The sequence below is a fragment of the Amycolatopsis anabasis genome (genome assembly GCF_009765355.1).
Classification (GTDB): Bacteria; Actinomycetota; Actinomycetes; order Mycobacteriales; family Pseudonocardiaceae; genus Amycolatopsis; species Amycolatopsis anabasis.
Genome location: NZ_VTHK01000017.1, coordinates 143,767 through 162,424, shown reverse-complemented (window position 1 = coordinate 162,424; position 18,658 = coordinate 143,767). Strand labels below are relative to the sequence as shown.

Here is an 18,658-nt window from a genome sequence, read left to right as displayed (position 1 = left end):
AGGGTGTCAGGAGGACTGCTGGCAACGAGTCAGGGCTTGTTGCGCGTCGTTGAGGGCGCTGGCCGCTTCGCTGGCCTTGGTCCGTGCCTGTTGCGCGTTCTCGTCGGCGAGTTTCGAGTCGGCGATGAGTTTGGCGGCCTCGGCGAGGAGTTGGGCCGCCCTGGCCTGGCTCGCGGCATCAGGGGAGGTGTTCGCGGCGGCATTGGCCTCGTCCGCCACGGTGTTGGCTTTGTCGGCCGCGGCTTTGCTTCCGGCGGCGGTGGTGTCGGCGGCCTTGGCCGCGCTCTCCGCGTTGGTCTTCGCGGTTTCCGCGGACGCGACCGCTTGCTGTTGTGGTTCACATGACCGAGCCGGGCTGGATGCGGGCGCCGTGCCACAGGCCGTGGTGACCGCGGCCAGCACGACCGCGGCCACTGCGACAGCTGAGGAGGCGCGGAGCCGCGAGACAGCATTCATGGAGGTATCTGATCCTTAGGTCATGAGTATCGGAAGCACGCTGAGGGCCACGCATGCGCGGGCTCAGGCGACTTCAGCATAGACGATGCCGCGCAGCCGGGCTCCGGCGCTCTCGCCAGAAAGGATCGGCCGCGTCCACGCGCACGACAAGCGGGAATTCGCCCATTCGTTTTTCGATCTCTGGTGAAATTCCGGCCTCGCCCATTATCGCCCTCGCCGCCTTCCGGGCGCCATGGTGATTGATGTACTTTTCCGGGAAACGGCGTGATCAGGTCGGCGCGGAGCATCGATTTTCGCTGGCCGGACAGCCATTGTGGCTGGGCTCTCACCCCCGCGGGGGTCGCAGTGGACCACTCCGACGTTTCCGCTTACCATGAGTTATCGGCCCCTCTGCGCAGAAAGTGGTTGCCGATTCCCTTCGCAAGGCGATGCCCGTCGGGGGCTCGCCAACAACATTCTTCACAACGAAAACGAACAAGGAAGATCAACGACGATGTTTCTGAAAATCGCGCCGGACGTCGCGCTGACCGCTGGGTCAATCGCGCAAGCGGTCGAGAAGTAGCCGAAAGTGGTAATGGTGCGGCAAGACAGTGCAGGCGCGTTCAGCCGTGAATTGGCGCGGCGGCTGGCGCAGCGGCGGTTGTCGTGGCGGAAGCTCGCCGATTTGGTCGGATACACGCCGAGCTGGTTGAGCAAGGTGAAGAACGGTGCACCGCCGTCGCTGGAGCTGGCCAGGCGGTGTGATGAGGTGCTGGACGCGGCGGGGCAACTGGTCGCGCTGGCCGAGGTCGAGGGCGACGCGGTCCCCCCGGCGCAGTTGCCCGCGGTCACGGCCTGCTTCACCGGCCGGGAACACGCACTGCGGCGCCTGGACGACGCGGTCGAACGCCCCGCGGAACCGGGGGCGCCGGCGGTGCTGGTGATCGACGGCCCGCCCGGCGCGGGAAAGACCGCGCTGGCGCTGCGCTGGGCGCACCAGGTCACCGACCGGTTCCCGGACGGGCAGTTGTACGTCGACCTGCGTGGGTACACCGCCACCGGACTCCCGCTGGCCGCGGAGGAAGCCCTGGAGGAGTTCCTCCGCGCCCTCGGAACACCCGCCCGCTCGATCCCCGCCACGGTTGGCCAGCGTTCGGCGTTGTACCGCTCCTTGCTGGCTACCCAGCGCGTCCTGGTCGTGCTGGACAACGCGGCCCATCCCGGCCAGGTCGAGCCGCTGCTGCCCGGTTCGGCGGAGTGCGCGGTCGTGGTCACCAGCCGCAGCCACCTGTCCGGGCTGGGCGTGCGGGCCGGTGCGCGGCACATCACCATCGGTTCGATGCCGACCGAGGAGTCCGTCGCGCTCCTGCACGGCATTCTCGGCGACGAACCCCTGCGCGAGGAGCCGGATGCGGTGTGGGCGCTGGCCGATCGCTGCGCGCACCTGCCCCTGGCGCTGCGGATCGCCGCCGAACGGGTCGCCGCCAGCCCGGACCACTCCGTGGCGGACGTGGTCGCCCAGCTGGCCGCCGAAGGTCTGGATCTGCTGACGCTCGACGACACCACCGCCGTGTGTCGCGTGTTCTCCTGGTCCTACCGCACGCTGACCCGCGCGGCGGCCCGGCTGTTCCGGCTGTCGAGCCTGCTCCCCGGGCCGCACTTCGGCACGGCGGTGGCCGCCGTCCTGGCCGAGGTGCCGGTCAGCGAGGCCCGCCGGTTGATCGACATCCTGGTCGACGCGCATCTGCTGGAGTCGCTCGGTCATGGCCGCTACCGATTGCACGATCTCCTCCGGAGCTACGCCGACGAACGCTCGCGCGCCGAAGACGGCCCCGCCGACCGCGCCGGGGCGATACGGCGGCTGGTCGAGTGGTACCTGGGCAGCGCGGTCGCCGCCACCGTCCAGATCGCGCCCTTCCGCACCCGCCCGCCGGACCTGGCGCCGACCGGCACCGACGTCGCCGCGATGACGTTCACCGACCCCGCCGCCGCGCTGCGCTGGTGCGAGACCGAGAACCACAACTTCGCGCCGATCAGCCGCCTCGCGCTCGAGCACGGCATGGCCGATGCCGCCTGGAAACTGGCCATGGCGCTGTTCGACTACTTCCTCCTGCGCAAACCGTGGTCGGCGTGGCTGGCCACCCACGACACCGCCCTGCGCGCCGCACAGGACACCGGCGCCCGGCACGCGCAGAGCTGGCTGCGGATCAACCTCGCCGTCGCCCACGCCAAGCGCCGCGACCTCGACCGCGGCCACCGGCTGTACCGGGAAGCCCTCGACATCAGCACCCAGCTCGACGACCAGCACGGCCGAGGCTGGGCGCTGTACGGGCTGGCGGGCCTGCTGTGCGAGCGCGGACAGCACCAGCACGCCCGCGAGCACGCCGAACAAGCGTTGACCTTGTTCAAGCAGCTGGATGAGCAGGAGGGCCAAGCGGTCACCCTGGCGGTCCTGGGCGAGATCCACCGCCAAACCGGCCAGTGCGACGCCGCGCTCGCGGCGACCCAACAGGCGCTGCGGCTGTGCGAGAAACAGTCCAACCACTACGGACGCGGCCGGAAGCTGGCCAAGATCGCGAAGATCTACCTCGCACGCGGAGACCGGGAACGAGCCCTGCAGTACCTCGCGCTCTCCCTGGAAGTACGCCAGGAAACCGGCGACCGATGGGGCCAAGCCGACACGCACCTCCTCCGCGGTGACATCCTCCGCGACCTCGGCCACACCGAAGCGGCGCACACGGCCTGGACGGCAGCACTACAGCTGTACCAGGAACTCGACGATCCCCGCGCCACCGACGCCACTGGCCGCCTCAACACATCCACCCACGAAAAGTGTTCCACGCGGGACCCGAATCGAGAAAACAATTGACCTCCGGGAATGCACACGATGAACCCGACGATTTCGGTAAGCCTCGACCCGTCCGAAGCACCCCGCTACTGGGCCGACCGGCGGGCCTTCGCACTCGTCCTGGCACGCGAGGACGGGAAGACGACGGGCGCCGTCGCACTGCTCGACCCCGACGACCCGGAAAGCGACCGCGGTATCGTCGCCGTACCGGACGCGCCCGCGGACCTGCTGGTCCCCCTCATGCGGGCCGCCGCGCGGCACGGCGGTGATGTCGGTGCCACCGAATTGCGCTGGACCGTCGACACCGGACACATCCCGTGCTCGGTGTTGGCTGAGTTGGGCGCTTTCCCGGGCCGCTTGGTCCGCCGGTGGTGGCAGCTCGAGCTACCGGCCGTCCGGAACCTGACCCACCGCACCCTCCTCGCGCACCGCCTCTCCACGCACGACGGTCCAACCCTCACCATGGAATTCCGCGGCGCCACCTACAGCGCCCGGGTCGACGGCGACACCGCGACCCTGACCCACCATCGCGACGACCCGGGCACCGTCAGCGGGCTGCTCGCCCTGCTGTCCACCACGCTCATCACGCTGCGCTGCGGGCATCCCGCCCTGCGCCACGTCGAGACCACCACCGCACCCGACGACGACAGGCACATCGCGGCACTGGTCGGCCTCGGCTTCACCCCCGCCACACGACAAACCGTCGAGTACCACCTACCGCTCGGCCCCAACCGCTGACTTCCCCAGTCGCCCGCGAACCAGGCCGGTCAGCGGATCTGCTTCGCGAGGTCGGCGGCAAAAGTCGAAATCCTGGTGTAGACGCCGGGCTTACCGGGTGCCCCGCATCCGCTGTCACTACCGAAGGAGACGACCCCGATCACGGTGTGGCCCACCACCAGCGGGCCGCCGGAATCTCCTTCACAGGAGTCCTTGCCGCCCTCCTGGTAACCGGCGCAGACCATGGTGCGCGGATCGTAGCCGGAATACGCTGCCGAACAGGCCTGGTCGGTGGTGACCGGGACGGTCACCGACCGCAAGGTGTCCGACCGCTCGCCGTGCAAGGCCAGCCGTCCCCATCCGAAAACCGTCGCTTCCGTGCCGGGGGCGTAGAGATCGCGGTGCTGGTCCTGTGCTACGGCTGCCGCGGGAAAGGGGATCCGCTGGCCGAGGGTCAACACCGCCATATCGCTACCGGTGCCATAACCGCGGTAGTCGGGGTGCTTCCACACGCTGGACACCGACGCCTGAACACCATCGCTGTCCCGCTGATGCTGCCTCCCGGCCACGACCCGCACCTCGCGTTGCGGCACATCCTCGGTGCAGTGCGCGGCGGTCAGCACCTTGGCCGGTGCGACCAGCACACCGCCGCAGAAAGTCCCACCGGAAGAATCCGCCAGGTACACCACGGAAGAAAACCGCTCAACCGGAAACTCACTACCACCCGTAATAGCACTGGCCGACCCCGGGACGGCGAGCCCGAACCCCATCGCCACGCCATAAACCAATACCCCACGCAAACCACGGCGCGGCCAACACAGCATGTCCGGTCCTCTCCCAAGCCACCGATCTTTGGAGGACAGCGTAGCGATATTCGCCAGCACGATCGTTCACTGAACTGGGTGGTCCATCAGGCCGGAAAAGACAAAACGGGCAGACCCGCCAACGCCCGGATCACCCACAGCGGCCAATGGGGGTGGGTCCGGTGTATCCGCGCCACGGCGGCGAGCCGCTCGGCCTCGGTGAGCGGAAAACCACTGACGCCGTTGTAGTAGACCGAGAGCACAAACGCATCATCCAAGGTGCCGCTGAAGAATTTCACCCGCATGGCTTGGTCGCCCCGGACACGAGCCGCGAGAAGGCGATGGATCCCATCGACAACGCGCATGGTGGGCCAGTGGACGACAATGGGCGGCACCGCGGCGGCCTCGGTCGCGAGCGCGAGGACGAGATCCCGGTCCACATCCCCGAAACGCGGCGATTCGCCGACACGCAAGGCGCTGAGCGCCACCAAACGCACGGTCGGCTCATCCGGCGTCCCGCCGCCCTGCGGCAGTAAAGAATCACGAGGTCGAGGAGGCTCGTCCAGCTTGATTCGACATGACACGCGAGTTCTCCCTCACGGAAAATGGTGCCAGGCCACCCAAGTATCACCGCAGCCAACCCGGGCCGCGAGTGGTGATCCGTTGAGAGTTTCAGGAAACAAACCGGCACACTACCGGTTCCGGCATGGCACCCCGCCCGCGTTCACACTGACCGCCTTCTCTGTCATTTCCTTCGATTGTCAACTGATCAGCACTGGTTTTCCTGCCGGCGTGCCCGGAGAGTGGAGCATGCACCTCCGACCACGACAAGAAACCGCCATCCATTATTACCGGAGTCATCTATGTGGGCACCGATTTCGATCGCTCTTCTCATTGGCTTCTTCGGTAACATGGCCCGTGGACACATCGAGATCGCGCTACCGTTCGGCTTCGCGCTCCTGGCCGTGATCGGTGTCGTACTCGGTCGGCGTAGGCGACCAACCGTGCGTACGGTACGACGAGAACGCAACCTGTGATCGAATGCGCTCCGCCAGAGCACGGATGATCAGTCAACCGTGATGGCTCCGTTTTGCTCCGGGTTCCGGGGTTATTCGCGGATTGGTCAGCCGACGTGGATTCGGGGGCGTTGTTCGGGGTTGGGCTCGATCTTGCGGATGATTTCGCGGACCACCGGCGGTGTGTCGCCCTGGCCGAGTACCAGGTACCGGAACATGTGGTAGAGCGGGCTGCCCTCGGTCCATTCGAAATGGCAGTGCGGCCTGGTGCCGGTGCTGTCCCGCAGCGCCAGCAGGATCGCGGCGAGCGCGTTGGGCACCGCTGGGCTGTCCGCGCGCAGGATCCGGTGGCCGTCTACTTCGACGCCGCGCACCCGCAGGGCGCCGCTGAACTCGGACGGGTCGCTGATGTCGATCTCGAGGAACAGGATGTCCGCGGCTCCGGGGACCGGGTTCATGCCGCGTTGCTCGATCTCCTTGGCGTCGTACTCCGCCTTGTCACCGGCCTGCCGTTTGTTGGCGATGATGGTGAGCCTGCCGTCGTGGTTGATCGAGTCGGTGACGTACCGGCGGGCGGTCTCGTCGAATTCGATCTTCTCCGCCCGCAGCTCGGTGGTCCGCGACACTCGGGAGATCAGCGAGATCACCACGATCCCGGCGATGAACGCCGCCGAGATGGCGATGCCGTCCGGGTGCTTGATGATGTTCGCGACGATCGCGTAGCCCAGCACCAGCGTGACGACCAGGAACCCGATCGCGGCGCGGCGCTGGCCGTGCCGCAGCGCGGACACGGTCACCGCGAACGCGGCGGACACCATCATCGCCAGCACGCCGGTGGCATAGGCGCCGGCCTGCTCGTTCGGATCCGCCTCGAACGCGATGGTGATCAGCACCGTGATGGCGGTGTACACCAGCACCACCGGTCGCACCGCGCGGCTCCACTCCGGCGCCATGCCGTACGCGGGGAGGTACCGCGGCACGATGTTGATCAACCCGGCCATGGCCGACGCCCCGGCGAACCACAGGATCAGGATCGTGCTGATGTCATACACCGTGCCGAATCCGCCGCCCAACTCCTGGTGCGCCAGGTAGGCCATGGCCCTGCCGTTGGCCGCCCCGCCGGGCTGGAATTCCTTGGCCGGGATGAGCACCGTGGTGATGAAGCTGGTCGCGATCAGGTAACACGACATGATCAGCGCGGCGATGGTGAGCAGTTTCTTCGAGTTCTTGATCCGCGACGCGAGCCGCTCCCGCGGGGTCTGGCCGCGCGCGGCCACCAGCGGCATCATGCTCACGCCGGTCTCGAACCCGGACAGGCCGAGCGCGAGCAGGGGGAACGCCGCGATGGCCGGCCACACCAGGCCGCCGAAGCCGAGACCGCCGGCGGTCAGCGAGTCGGTCCAGCGGGACAACGCATCGGAGGAGCCGAACACGTCGACCAGGCTGACGACCACGACGGTCGCGTTGGCCAGGAGGAACAGCGCCACCAGCGGGATCGCCACCGCGACGGCCTCGCTGAACCCGAGCAAGAACACCGCGCCGAGGATGAGCAGCAGGACCACGGTGATCAGGACCTCGTGGCCATGCAGGAACGCCGGGAACACCGGATTCTCGACCAGATGCACCGACGCGTCGGAGGCCGACAGCGTGATCGTGACGATCCACGCCGTCGCGACGAACCCGAGCAGGGCGAGCACGAGCAGCTTGCCCCACCAGAACGGCAGCAGCTTCTCCAGCATCGCCACCGACCCCTGGCCATGCGGGCTCTCCTTGGCCACGCGCCGGTACGCGGGAAGCATGCCGAACAGGGTGAGCGCCACGATCAACAGCGTCGCGAACGGGGAGATCGCCCCCGCGGCCAGGGCGGCGATCGCCGGGATGTAGGCGAGCGAGGAGAAGTAGTCGACGCCGGTCAGGCACATGACCTTCCACCACGCCTGCGGCTTGTGCGGCTCGTCCGCCTCGGGCCCCGGCATCGACACCCGGTGTTGCAGCATCCACCTGCCGAAGCCGCTGCCCTGCCCTTTCGGTGGCACCGGGCTGGTGACCTCGGCGGGCACCACGTAGTCCGCGTCCGTGTTCACTCGTGAACCCCCGTGATCAACGTCGGCAGTGCTGGGGAAAGCATGCCGTACAGATCGGCAAAGGCCGCACAGGCACTCGGTTTGACCTTGCCCCTGGGGCAAGGTCGCATGCTGGCCGGGTGAATCATTTCGAGACGACACGGCCCGCTCGCACGGACATGCTGCGGGTGGACGACACGGCGCTGGCCATGACCGACGGCGGTGGGGCCGGGCAACCGGTGGTGTACGTGAACGGCGCTTTCAGCAGTCAGCGTGCGTGGCGTCGCGTCATCACCGACCTGGGGGCATCGTGGCGGCACATCACGTTCGACATGCGCGGCCGGGGTCGGTCCCGGAGGTCCTCGGACTACTCGTTCGACGCAGCCGTGCGCGACCTCGGTGCCGTGCTGGACGCCACCGAGGTCGACCGGCCGATCCTGGTGGGCTGGTCGTACGGGGCGGCTGTCGCGTTGCATTGGGCGGCGCAGCGTCCCTCCCGCACGCACGGCCTGGTCCTGGTCGACGGCGGCTACCCCTACGCCTGGGTCGACGACGACGCGCGAACGCAGATCCGCCGCCAGTTCCGCCGGATGCGGTGGACGTACCCGGTCCTGCGCCGACTGGGCATGGCGGGCTGGATGTCCGCCGAGGAGCATGCCGAGGTCAGTATCGAGGCCAACGAGGTCATGGGCGCTCTCGACGGTCGCTACGACGCGGTGACCTGTCCGGTACGGTTCATCGCCGCCTCGGGCTCGAGCGTTGGAGGCACTGATTCGGAGTTCGCCCGCATGCGCGCCACACTCGACCCGGTCCTCGCCCGCAACCCCGACGTCCGACTCCACGCGACCGTCCCGAGCAACCACGTCACAATCCTGCGGAAGGACTTCCGGACCGTGGCGGGCGCTATCCGCGACACCGCCGCCGATCGAGGACACCGAACAGGAACATGACAGGTCACGGGCTCACCATCGGACAGGCCGCGTCGTTCGCCGGTGTCACGACGAAGACCGTGCGCCACTACCACCGCCTCGGACTGGTCGACGAACCACCTCGCGACCAGTCCGGGTACCGGCGGTACGGATCCGCGGAACTGTTGCAGCTCGTCCAGGCCAGAACCCTGGCCCGGGCCGGCCTCCCGTTGGCCGACATCCCGGAACTGCTCGCCGCCGAACCCGACCGGTTCGCGGCCACCATCGCCGAGGTCGACCGTCAACTCGCCGACCACATCGCGGAACTGACCGCCCGGCGCGAGACCCTGAACCGGCTCGGCAGCGGTGAGCGAGCACTGCTCCCCGATCGAGCCTGCGCCCTGCTCGACACCCTCCGCCGGCTCGACTTCGGCACCGAAACCGTCGGCATCTTCCGCGAGGGCCTGGTGCTGGCCAAGGCACTCCTCCCGGACGTCTTCGACGACTACCTCCGGCGGCTCGAGGTCGCGTTCGCCGACCCCCGATATGTCGATCTGATCAAGCGGTGCTGGCGGGTCGCCGAGTGGGAGCCCGACGACCCCCGCATCGACGACCTCGCCGCAGCCGCGGCCCAGTACCTGCTCGAGCACCCCCAACTCCTGGAAATCCCGCCCGAGCTTCGCACCCGCCCCGGCGCCACCCGCTACGGCCTGGTCAACCACCACCGGCAGGAACAGGCACCCTCATGGGCACGCCTGACCAGCCGTATCGAGGCCCACCTCCGCGACGCGGGAATCACCATCCCCGACCAGTAGGCACACAGCACAGCACGCCAAGCCCGGCCACACAGCTTCTCACCGCCCAACAGACGTCCTACTGCCTGCGACTTGGCTGAGGCCGACTGCTCCCTATCGGGTGTCTGATCGCTCAGGGCGTGTGATCGCCGGTCAGCGGCGGAGCCGCCGGGGCCGCGCGGTTATTGGGGTAGTGCTTCCGCGCCTCTCGTGAGCAGGGAGAAGAATCCCATCGCGCCGGTGCGGAAGGCCACGGAGAGGGCGTAGCCGATCGCGGCGTCGGCTGGGAGCACGTTGCGCCGTTCCTGAATCCAGTAGACGATGAAGTCGCCTTCGTCGTCGTCCATGGAGAAGTCGGCGAGCTTTGTTCCGTTGCGCACCAGCCCGGTGGTGGCGATCGAGTTGGGTTTGAACAAGTAGTCCGCTTCCGGGGTGGTGACCCGGACCCGGTACGAGCCGCGTGTCCACTTGCCCGGCCCCGGCACGATCTCCACGGTCGCCGTGTCGACGGTCATGGTGAGGTCTTCCGGTCGGCGGGAGCCGATGGGCACGAACCGGTCGACCTGCCCGCCGGGGATCCGTCGGATGACGACCGTGGGAACGCTGGGTCCGGAGACCTCGACGGTGCCGCGGTGGTCGTCGGTCAGGATTTCCATTTCTCCGAAGAACGCGTCCTCGACGACACTGGTTCGGATGAGACCCATCAGCCTGCCTTCTCTGGTTCCACTTCGGACACTAACAACTGCGTCGCCGCCAGTTCGCGGTAGAGCGTCGGGCCACTCGATGGACTCGAACAGAAAAGCGGGGCGCCAGGGCCTGGGGCAGGCTTCGACGCGGGCATCGTGTGCGTCGAGAAGCTTCGCTCGATTCCTCCGCGGTTTTCTTCTGCTTGGCTACCGGTACGACAGGATTGCTGCCAGAGACCGTCCCAGGTGAATTTCGCGCTACTACCCGGTGAGGTTGGCGGTGCCGGTGGCCACGACGGTCATCCAGTGCGGGCGCAGCCGGTAGTAGACCACCTCCGCGTCCCACTCGAACGCGTCCTCACCGTAGAAGCCTTTGAAATATGCGAGCAGCTCTGGCCACTCCGCGGCCGGCTCGGCGCCCTCGGGATTGAGGATTTCCACCGTGCCGTGCGTGAACACGCCCAGATCCCCGCCACGCATGTGCGCGACGCTGGCGGCGGGACGGGCGGCGAGGTGGCGGGCCTTGGCGGCGCCGCGGGCCGTGCCGAAGTACCACTTGCCATGCAGGAAGTGCCCGTCCACGCCGCTGATCCGCGGCTCCCCCTTCGCCGTCACGGTGGACAGGGCGAGGGTGCACATGCCGTCCAGGATCTCGGTGAGCTGCTTCGCGGTCAGGGTTTGCCCGGTGACGACCGAACGCAGGTGAGCGGTCGAGCGAGCCAAGGAGGCATCGAGCAGGGCTTGGAGCTCGTTGAGTTCTTCGGGCGTTTCACGCATGAGTCCACAGTAGCCAGCGCTGGACGATCCGCGCCGTAACACCGCTTCCAGGACGCCTGCAACGGTCCCGCTGCGGGTGTCCGCACGAAGGTCACGCCGGTGAAGCTCGACCGCAAGGTCATTTCTCCCGCCACCCACGTGGAGGCGGCAGCGCACACCGATAGGGCTGCATGGCCAGCGGCTCCGCCACCGGCCCGGCCGCCGGTGGTTGTCCGTTCAGCGCGAGAGACGCTGCATTTCCGGAATCGCCCGACAAACCAGTGATCAACTTGTTACCGTGAGTGCCCGTCGTCTTTGTGAGGGTGCTGTGACGACAGAACGCGAGAGGTCCGGAAGCGAGCAGCGACGAGCTGATTCGGCCGCTACGGTCGACAACGAGGTCCATGGCTCGGTGACAGGCGCGGTCGTGCAGGCGGGTTCGATCCATCATGTCTCGGTTGTCGCGCCCGCACCGGCACCGCCGTCAGACGAGAAGTTGCGCCTGCTGGCCACGGCATCCTGGAATCAGTGGACGGCCGCGGCCAACGAACGGCGGTTGCTGCATCCCGCTCCGTTGCCGATCCGGTGGCGCCGCTCGACAGCGCCGGTGGCCGGCCCGGAATCGGCCGCCACGTACCCGCGGTTCGATCCACTGCCCGGACTGACCGCCGTCGGCAGCGGCGAACCGCGTGCGGGCGCTCAAGACGCGTTGCACCGGATCTACGGGGGGTTGCCATCGGGGCGGCTACTGCTGATCGGGAAACCGGGGTCGGGCAAAAGCACCGCCGCGATTCTCCTGCTGCTGGACGCACTGCGATACCGAGCGCAGGCCACGCCGGACGAGCAAGCGCGGATTCCAGTGCCGGTGCTGTTCACCCTGCACGGCTGGCACCCCGGTCGCGGCGAATCCGTCACCGACTGGATGGCCGGCAAACTCGCCGAGACCTATCCGATGTTCCGCGGCCGCGCTGGTCGTCACGCAGCAACAGGCTTGCTGGCCGCCGGCCGCGTGGCCGGGTTCCTCGACGGCCTGGACGAAATCCCCGAGTCCGTTCGGCCTGGCGTCCTCGAAGCGTTGGCGGACGCCCCGTTTCGCCTGGTCTTGCTCACCCGCACCGCGGAAGCGGTCGCCGCGGCCGGCCACCGTCCCCTGGCCGGCGCCGTCGCGGTGGAACTGCGACCCGTGCACCCCACCGACGCCGCCACCTATCTCCGCCAACCGCTGGTCCACCCGCCACCAGCGCCCTGGCAGACGATCTGCGATCACCTCGCGGGGGTAGCGGAACACCGTCGACCGGCCAGCGCATTATCGGAAGCCCTGACCACCCCGCTCGCCCTGAGCCTGCTCCGCGACGTCTACGACCCGGCAGATCCGGTCGACGAACTCCTGGACACCGCGCGATTTCCCACCGCTGCCGCCATCGCAACCCATCTCCTCGACCACGCCATCACCGCCGCGTACACACCCCGCCCCGGACATCCCACTCCCCGCTACAGCGTGACGACCGCCCACCGCACGCTGCGCTACCTCGCCACCCGGCTCACCGAACAACACACCTCGGACCTCGCCTGGTGGCACATCCCCACCTGGACACCGCACCGCTCCCGACTGATCACGAGCGCCGTCGCGACCGTGTTCACGAACGAACTCATCTTCGGGCTGGGGATCGGTCTCGCGGTCGGGCTCGAGCTTGGTCTCGCGATCGGGTTCGTGTTCGGGCTCGCGCCCGTCTTCGTGGCCTCCACCGCCAAGCACGCGCGGGGAGTACCGGTCATGCCACGACGGATCGCCCCGCTCACCTACCGGAGCGCATCGCAGAATCTCGTGTTCGGGCTCGCGTCCGGACTCTCGGGCGGTCTGCTGGCTGGGCTCTCCGCCGGTCTCGTGTCCGGACTTTCCGCCGGGCTCGCCGCCGGGCTCTCGGTCGGGCTCGCCGCCGGACTTGCGGGTGTCGCCCTTCGCGGGCTCGTGAGCCATACCGAGCTTGAGGAAAGCCCGCTCGGGCCGGCGAATGTCTGGCGCCACGACAGAAACGCCGGACTCGTGTTCGTACCCGTGCTGGCGCTCGTGGTCGGTCTCCTGGCCGCGCTCACGGTCAGGCTCGTGCCCGGACTCGCATCCGGGCTGACGTCCAAACTCTCGGTTGTGCTTCCGGTCGTGCTGCTCGTCGGGCTCGGCACCACCTTGATGGTCAAACGCGCGGGTACCGCCGCGAGCGCACCCGGCTCCGCCGCCATCGACACCGCGGCGGCCTTGGTGCAACTCGCGATCCGGCACAAGATCCCGCTACGGCTCATCGCATTCCTGGAAGACGCCCGGAGCAGAAACCTCCTGCGCACGGTAGGACCTGTCTACCAATTCCGGCACGCCACACTCCAAGACCGGCTGGCACAGCCCACCCGCGAAGTACCGTCCCGCATCCAGGCAGGCCCCTCGCCAGGCGAGAATGCGCTGCGGTGACGAAGGGATTCGGTTGTTCCGTCACCGACGACCGCGCGGCTCGAGAACGGCGAGACGAGCGAGACCGACTTCACCGCGAGCTGTCCGATGTGGAGCGGCGCCAAGCCTCCGCCCTACGCCAAGCGGGGCCGCCCCTTGCCGTGGGCGACCCCGCTTGTGTGAATGCTGTACGTACCCCCGATGGGATTCGAACCCACGCTACCGGCGTGAGAGGCCGGCGTCCTAGGCCGCTAGACGACGGGGGCTTGGACTTTCAGCTGTCGTGTTGCGAGAGGAAACTTTAGCAGAAGCAGATTTTCTCTTCGCAGCTGGGGTACCAGGACTCGAACCTAGACTAACTGAACCAGAATCAGTCGTGCTGCCGATTACACCATACCCCAACGGCATACCGTTCCGGAGGAGATCCGGCTCAGCACCGCCGAGAGAAAATAGTAGACCACCGCCCGGCCGGGCTGTCAGGCGGGGTCATCGCTGGGCGGGCACGCCGACCCGGGCGAACTCGCTGACCAGCAGTTCCGGGAGCTCATCGAGCCCGTGGATGGCGTGCACGCCGGGTGGGACGTCCTGGACGCCACCGTCCCGGTTGAGCCAGACCGCGCCGAGTCCGGCGTTGCGGGCGCCGACCGCGTCGGTGTCGAGTTTGTCGCCGACGTGGGCCGCCTCGGCCGGGTCGCAACTCAACGCGATACAAACTGAGTGGAACATCACCGGATCGGGTTTGGCGACACCCACTTCACCGGCGATGGCGACGTGGTCGAAGAACCGGGCGAGCCCCAGATCGGCGAGTTTGGCCCGTTGGTGGGTGCCCGAGGCGTTGGTCACCGCGGCCAGCTGGACACCGGCGGCGCGCAGCCAGTCCAGGCACGGCAGGACGTCGTCGAACAGCCGCCAGGATCGCCGTACCAGATCCCGGCGGCGGCGTTCGAAACACGCGACGTCGTCCGAATCCACGAGTACGCCGAGCTCGGCGAGGAAGCTCCCGGTGCGCCTGTGGTGCATCGACTCGTAGTCGAGTTCGCCCGCGACGACCATCGCCACGTGGTGATCGGTGACCCGCTCCCACAGCGGCCACATGTCGGCCCGGCCGATCAGCGCGCGCAGGGCACGCCGACCGGCCGCGGTGAAGTCGACGAGGGTGTCATCGATGTCAAGGCAGACCAGGCGGAGGATGGGTGGCGACCACGGGTCCGGGTGGCCACCCGCGAGCGCGGTTTCGGAGTCGGTCGTTCCCGTGCGCGCGAAATCCACCCCGCGAGGCTAGGTCAAGAGCGTCTGTTCCGACTCGGCCGACAAGGTGAATACCTGTGCTCTGTTCGGAGAGTGATCGCTCTACGCTCAGTTGACAGGCAACGCCCGACGGAGCCGACCGAGCGATCGGTCTCGCCCAAGAAGTTCCATGGATTCATACAACGGTGGCGACACCGTGCGACCGGTCACCGCCACCCGAATCGGGGCAAAAGCCTTGCGCGGCTTGAGACCCAGCCCTTCCACGAGCGCGTTCTTGAGCGCCTCTTCGATGGCCGGGGTCGCCCAGGACGGTAACGCCTCCAGCGCTTCGATCGCGGCGCGCAGCACCGGCTCGGCGTCGGGCCCGAGCGCCTTGGTCGCGGATGCCTCTTCGGGCGCGAAGGATTCCTCGTCGATGAACAGGAAGCGCAACATCTCGACGGCGTCGCTGAGGACCGTCACCCGCTCCTGCACCAGGGGGGCGATGACGCGCAGCGCGGCGAGCTGCTCCTCGGTCGGCCGCTCCGGTAGCACGCCTCCGGTTGTCAGATAAGGAATCACGCGTGTCACGAAATCGTCAACGGCGAGCATCCGGACGTGGGTGCCGTTGATCGCCTCGGCCTTCTTCACGTCGAACCGCGCCGGGTTGGCGCTCACCTTGGTGATCTCGAAGGCCTCGACCAGCTCGGCGACGCTGAACACGTCCCGGTCGTCGGCGATCGACCAGCCGAGCAGGGCCAGGTAGTTGAGCAGCCCCTCCCGGATGAACCCGCGGTCCCGGTAGTTGAAGAGATTCGAAGAAGGGTCGCGTTTGGACAACTTCTTGTTGCCCTCGCCCATCACGTACGGCAGGTGGCCGAACTCGGGCACGAACTCGGCCACCCCGATCCGCCGCAGCGCCTGGTAGAGCGCGATCTGCCGCGGGGTGGACGGCAGCAGGTCCTCGCCGCGCAGGACGTGCGTGATGCGCATCAGCGCGTCGTCCACCGGGTTCGTCAGGGTGTAGAGCGGCTCACCGTTGCCCCGGACGAGCACCGGGTCGGGGATGGTGCCCGCCGGGAAGCTGATCTCCCCGCGCACCAGATCGGTCCAGCCGAGGTCCTCGTCGGGCATCCGCAGGCGCAGCACCGGGGTCCGGCCTTCGGCCCGGAACGCCGCCCGCTGCTCGTCGGTGAGGTCGCGGTCGAAGTTGTCGTAGCCCAGCTTCGGGTCCTGGCCGGCCGCCTTGCGCCGCGCCTCGACCTCCTCCGCGGTGGAGAACGCCTCGTACAGCTCGCCGGCCTGGAGCAGCCGGGCCGCCACGTCGGCGTAGATCTCCCGGCGTTCGCTCTGCCGGTACGGGCCGTGGTCGCCGCCGACCTCGGGGCCCTCGTCCCAGTCCAGGCCGAGCCACCGCAGCCCGTCCAGCAGAGCCTCGTAGGACTCCTCGGAGTCCCGCGCCGCGTCGGTGTCTTCGATCCGGAACACCAGGGAACCCCCGTGGTGCCGGGCGAAGGCCCAGTTGAACAGCGCCGTGCGGATGAGCCCGACGTGCGGGGTACCGGTGGGCGACGGGCAGAAGCGCGCTCGTACAGAAGCCGTGGTCTCAGTCATAGCCCGATCAGCGTATCTCCACCCCGAAGCCTTGACGCACCGAAGGTCCCGGGCCATTCTGAACTTATTCAACACCTGATGAAAAAGAGGTGAGGACGATGACCGAGCGCACGACCTGCGTAGTCGTCGGGGGCGGCCCCGCCGGGATGGTGCTGGGACTGCTGCTGGCCCGGGCCGGGATCGAGGTGACCGTGCTGGAGAAGCACGGCGACTTCCTGCGGGACTTCCGCGGCGACACCGTGCACCCGTCGACCCTGCAGCTGCTCGACGAACTGGGCCTCGGCGAGAAGTTCGCGGCCCTGCCGCACAGCGAGATCGACCGGATCAGCTTCCCGATCGACCGCGACCACCAGCTCACCCTCGGCGACCTGCGGCGGCTCAAGGTCAAGTACCCGTACATCGCCATGGTCCCGCAGTGGGACCTGCTCGACCTGCTCGCCGAGACGGGCAAGGCGGAACCGGCCTTCACGCTGCGGATGAACACCGAGATGACCGGCCTGATCACCGAGGGCGGCCGGGTCGCGGGCGTGCGCTACCGCTCCCCGGACGGCGAGGGCGAACTGCGGGCCGACCTCACCGTCGCGTGCGACGGGCGCTGGTCGCTCGCCCGCCGGGAGGCCGGGCTGGCGCCCCGGGAATTCGACGTCCCGTTCGACACCTGGTGGTTCCGGCTGCCCCGGAAACCGGGCGATCCGGCCGGAATCACCCCGCACATGCGGAACGGCCGCTTCGGGGTGGCGCTGCCCCGCGAAGGCTACTTCCAGATCGCCTACCTGGCCGCGAAGGGAAGCGATCCGCGATTGCGCGCGGCGGGCATCGAGTCGTTCCGCGAGGGGCTCGCCGATCTGTACCCGGAATTCGCCGATCGGCTGGACAGCCTGGAGTCGATGGACGACGTGAAGTTCCTCGACGTCCGGCTGAACCGCCTGCACCGCTGGCACATCGACGGGCTGCTGTGCATCGGCGACGCCGCGCACGCGATGTCCCCGATCGGCGGGGTCGGGATCAACCTCGCGGTGCAGGACGCCGTGGCGACCGCGCATCTGCTCGCCGGCCCCCTGCGCCGGGGCCGCCCGACCGAATCCGACCTCGCGAAGGTCCGCACCAGGCGGTGGCTGCCGACCGTACTGGTGCAGGGGCTCCAGCGCCTCCTGCACGCGAAGGTGATGCGGCCGGTGATGGAACGCAAGCGCAACGGCCCGCCGCGGCCGGTGGTCGAACTCCTGGGGCGCGCGCCGTGGCTGTCGGTCGTCCCGGCTTACCTGGTCGGCGTCGGGGTCCGGCCCGAGCACGCGCCGGAGTTCGCCCGGCGCCCTACGGACAGGAACCGCGAAAACTGAAGCTACCTGCGGACTTGCACCGGGGAACTCGCCGGCCGAAGGCCCCGCTATCGCGGCGGCAGGGCGCCCACGAACCAGAGCCGAGCCTGCCTCGCCGAGTAGCGCCCTGTCGACGTGATCGCGGAGCGAGTTCTCAGAGAGTTACTGAGCCTGTACCGGGTTCGTGAGGGTGCCGATTCCCTCGATGGTGATGGAGACCTGCTGCCCGCCGGTGATCGGGCCGACCCCCTCCGGGGTGCCGGTGAGGATCACGTCGCCGGGCAGCAGCGTCATGACCCCGGAGACGAACTCGATGAGCTCCGGGATCTTGTGCACCAGCGCCGAAGTACGAGCGTCCTGTTTGGTCTCCCCGTCGACCTCGCTGCGCAGCGCCAGGTCCGCGGGGTCGACGGCCGTCTCGATCCACGGCCCCAGCGGGCAGAAGGTGTCGTAGCCCTTCGCCCGGCCCCACTGGCCGTCCGACTTCTGCTGATCGCGGGCGCTGACGTCGTTGGCCACCGTGTAGCCGAGCACCGCGCTCGCCGCGCGGGCGGCGGGCACGTTCTTCACCGGCTGCCCGATGACCACCGCGAGCTCCCCCTCGAAGTCCACTCTGGACGAACTGGGCGGCAGTTTGATCGCCGCGTTCGGGCCGATCACGCTGGTGGAGGGCTTGAGGAAGATCATCGGGTCGGCCGGGACCTCGTTGCCGAACTCCGCCGCGTGCGCCGCGTAGTTGCGGCCCACCGCGATCACCTTGGTCGGCAGGATCGGCGCGAGCAGCCGCACGTCGGCCAGCGGCCAGCGGCGGCCGGTGAAGTTGGGCTGCCCGAACGGGTGTTCGGCGATCTCCAGGACCTGGGCGTCTTCTCCGTCGCCGTCCACCGAAGCGAACGCGACCCCACCGGGATGAGCAATCCGAGCTAAGCGCACGTCCGCGGAGTCTACGGCAGGCCCCGGTTTTGGGCCGATTGCCCGCTGGGCACGCGCTCGCGGGCTCCCTAACGTGGTTTGGACCACCCCTGCGAACCG

At 68.4% G+C, this 18,658-nt stretch carries 16 protein-coding genes and 2 tRNA genes; 6 read left to right on the top strand and 12 right to left on the bottom strand.

Features of this window, described 5'->3' with window-relative positions:
- Positions 1 to 6: 6 nt before the first annotated feature.
- Both FXO23_RS23180 and FXO23_RS23175 read right to left on the bottom strand, forming a co-directional pair.
- Complete coding sequence (locus tag FXO23_RS23180) at positions 7 to 456, bottom strand: hypothetical protein (protein WP_158887497.1); 450 nt, start codon at positions 454 to 456, stop codon at positions 7 to 9.
- A 459-nt stretch (positions 457 to 915) separates the two neighbouring features.
- Positions 916 to 1,152, bottom strand: coding sequence for a hypothetical protein (locus tag FXO23_RS23175; RefSeq protein WP_158887496.1), 237 nt, complete (start codon positions 1,150 to 1,152; stop codon positions 916 to 918).
- Between the two features lies 1 nt (position 1,153).
- Here FXO23_RS23175 and FXO23_RS23170 point away from each other — a divergent pair, with 1 nt between their 5' ends.
- Both FXO23_RS23170 and FXO23_RS23165 read left to right on the top strand, forming a co-directional pair.
- Entirely contained in the window at positions 1,154 to 3,304 is a 2,151-nt protein-coding gene (locus FXO23_RS23170) for an ATP-binding protein (protein ID WP_158887495.1), read from the top strand.
- 18 nt (positions 3,305 to 3,322) lie between these two features.
- Positions 3,323 to 4,021, top strand: a complete 699-nt coding sequence (locus tag FXO23_RS23165) for a hypothetical protein (RefSeq protein WP_158887494.1) — start codon at positions 3,323 to 3,325, stop codon at positions 4,019 to 4,021.
- A 29-nt stretch (positions 4,022 to 4,050) separates the two neighbouring features.
- Here the strand turns inward: FXO23_RS23165 and FXO23_RS23160 are convergent, their stop codons facing one another.
- The 3 genes from FXO23_RS23160 to FXO23_RS23150 all read right to left on the bottom strand — a co-directional run bounded on the left by FXO23_RS23160 (position 4,051) and on the right by FXO23_RS23150 (position 7,903).
- The gene (locus FXO23_RS23160; RefSeq protein ID WP_158887493.1) at positions 4,051 to 4,884 is read right to left on the bottom strand and encodes a S1 family peptidase; all 834 of its coding nucleotides are present in this window, start codon (positions 4,882 to 4,884) and stop codon (positions 4,051 to 4,053) included.
- Between the two features lie 26 nt (positions 4,885 to 4,910).
- Complete coding sequence (locus FXO23_RS23155) at positions 4,911 to 5,300, bottom strand: hypothetical protein (RefSeq protein ID WP_218952129.1); 390 nt, start codon at positions 5,298 to 5,300, stop codon at positions 4,911 to 4,913.
- Positions 5,301 to 5,926: 626 nt separating this feature from the next.
- Positions 5,927 to 7,903 carry an APC family permease gene (locus FXO23_RS23150; protein ID WP_179956850.1) on the bottom strand — a complete coding sequence of 659 codons (1,977 nt, stop codon included), beginning with the start codon at positions 7,901 to 7,903 and terminating at the stop codon, positions 5,927 to 5,929.
- A gap of 158 nt (positions 7,904 to 8,061) precedes the next feature.
- Between FXO23_RS23150 and FXO23_RS23145 the strand changes: the two genes are divergently transcribed.
- A complete protein-coding gene (locus FXO23_RS23145; protein ID WP_158887491.1) occupies positions 8,062 to 8,832 on the top strand; it encodes an alpha/beta fold hydrolase in 771 nt (256 codons plus the stop codon).
- Positions 8,829 to 9,605, top strand: coding sequence for a MerR family transcriptional regulator (locus FXO23_RS23140; RefSeq protein WP_158887490.1), 777 nt, complete (start codon positions 8,829 to 8,831; stop codon positions 9,603 to 9,605). The genes FXO23_RS23145 and FXO23_RS23140 overlap by 4 nt, the downstream gene beginning before the upstream one ends.
- Positions 9,606 to 9,766: 161 nt before the next feature.
- On the opposite strand, the gene FXO23_RS23135 is transcribed toward FXO23_RS23140, so the two are convergent.
- Together FXO23_RS23135 and FXO23_RS23130 are read right to left on the bottom strand one after the other, a co-directional pair.
- Entirely contained in the window at positions 9,767 to 10,288 is a 522-nt protein-coding gene (locus FXO23_RS23135; RefSeq protein WP_158887489.1) for a hypothetical protein, read from the bottom strand.
- Between the two features lie 243 nt (positions 10,289 to 10,531).
- A complete protein-coding gene (locus FXO23_RS23130; protein WP_158887488.1) occupies positions 10,532 to 11,047 on the bottom strand; it encodes a pyridoxamine 5'-phosphate oxidase family protein in 516 nt (171 codons plus the stop codon).
- Positions 11,048 to 11,324: 277 nt separating this feature from the next.
- Between FXO23_RS23130 and FXO23_RS23125 the strand changes: the two genes are divergently transcribed.
- The gene (locus FXO23_RS23125; RefSeq protein WP_179956849.1) at positions 11,325 to 13,487 is read left to right on the top strand and encodes an NACHT domain-containing protein; all 2,163 of its coding nucleotides are present in this window, start codon (positions 11,325 to 11,327) and stop codon (positions 13,485 to 13,487) included.
- A gap of 172 nt (positions 13,488 to 13,659) precedes the next feature.
- Here FXO23_RS23125 and FXO23_RS23120 read toward each other — a convergent pair.
- The 4 genes from FXO23_RS23120 to gltX form a co-directional block, all read right to left on the bottom strand.
- A tRNA-Glu gene (locus FXO23_RS23120) sits at positions 13,660 to 13,732 on the bottom strand.
- 63 nt (positions 13,733 to 13,795) lie between these two features.
- Positions 13,796 to 13,867 (bottom strand) — tRNA-Gln (locus tag FXO23_RS23115).
- 85 nt (positions 13,868 to 13,952) lie between these two features.
- Positions 13,953 to 14,648: an HAD family hydrolase gene (locus FXO23_RS23110; protein ID WP_158887534.1), complete on the bottom strand. Its 696-nt coding sequence runs from the start codon at positions 14,646 to 14,648 to the stop codon at positions 13,953 to 13,955.
- A gap of 174 nt (positions 14,649 to 14,822) precedes the next feature.
- Positions 14,823 to 16,307: a glutamate--tRNA ligase gene (gltX, locus tag FXO23_RS23105; RefSeq protein ID WP_158887487.1), complete on the bottom strand. Its 1,485-nt coding sequence runs from the start codon at positions 16,305 to 16,307 to the stop codon at positions 14,823 to 14,825.
- Between the two features lie 98 nt (positions 16,308 to 16,405).
- Between gltX and FXO23_RS23100 the strand changes: the two genes are divergently transcribed.
- A complete protein-coding gene (locus FXO23_RS23100; protein ID WP_158887486.1) occupies positions 16,406 to 17,647 on the top strand; it encodes an FAD-dependent oxidoreductase in 1,242 nt (413 codons plus the stop codon).
- A 141-nt stretch (positions 17,648 to 17,788) separates the two neighbouring features.
- On the opposite strand, the gene FXO23_RS23095 is transcribed toward FXO23_RS23100, so the two are convergent.
- A complete protein-coding gene (locus FXO23_RS23095; RefSeq protein ID WP_158887485.1) occupies positions 17,789 to 18,559 on the bottom strand; it encodes a fumarylacetoacetate hydrolase family protein in 771 nt (256 codons plus the stop codon).
- Between the last annotated feature and the right edge of the window lie 99 nt (positions 18,560 to 18,658).

Excerpts from the sequence above, each read along its gene's own strand:
- FXO23_RS23180 (WP_158887497.1), bottom strand. The coding sequence starts at position 456 with ATGAATGCTGTCTCGCGGCTCCGCGCCTCCTCAGCTGTCGCAGTGGCC.
- FXO23_RS23165 (WP_158887494.1), top strand. The coding sequence starts at position 3,323 with ATGAACCCGACGATTTCGGTAAGCCTCGACCCGTCCGAAGCACCCCGC.
- FXO23_RS23145 (WP_158887491.1), top strand. The coding sequence starts at position 8,062 with ATGCTGCGGGTGGACGACACGGCGCTGGCCATGACCGACGGCGGTGGG.
- FXO23_RS23140 (WP_158887490.1), top strand. The coding sequence starts at position 8,829 with ATGACAGGTCACGGGCTCACCATCGGACAGGCCGCGTCGTTCGCCGGT.
- FXO23_RS23135 (WP_158887489.1), bottom strand. The coding sequence starts at position 10,288 with ATGGGTCTCATCCGAACCAGTGTCGTCGAGGACGCGTTCTTCGGAGAA.
- FXO23_RS23130 (WP_158887488.1), bottom strand. The coding sequence starts at position 11,047 with ATGCGTGAAACGCCCGAAGAACTCAACGAGCTCCAAGCCCTGCTCGAT.
- gltX (WP_158887487.1), bottom strand. The coding sequence starts at position 16,307 with ATGACTGAGACCACGGCTTCTGTACGAGCGCGCTTCTGCCCGTCGCCC.
- FXO23_RS23100 (WP_158887486.1), top strand. The coding sequence starts at position 16,406 with ATGACCGAGCGCACGACCTGCGTAGTCGTCGGGGGCGGCCCCGCCGGG.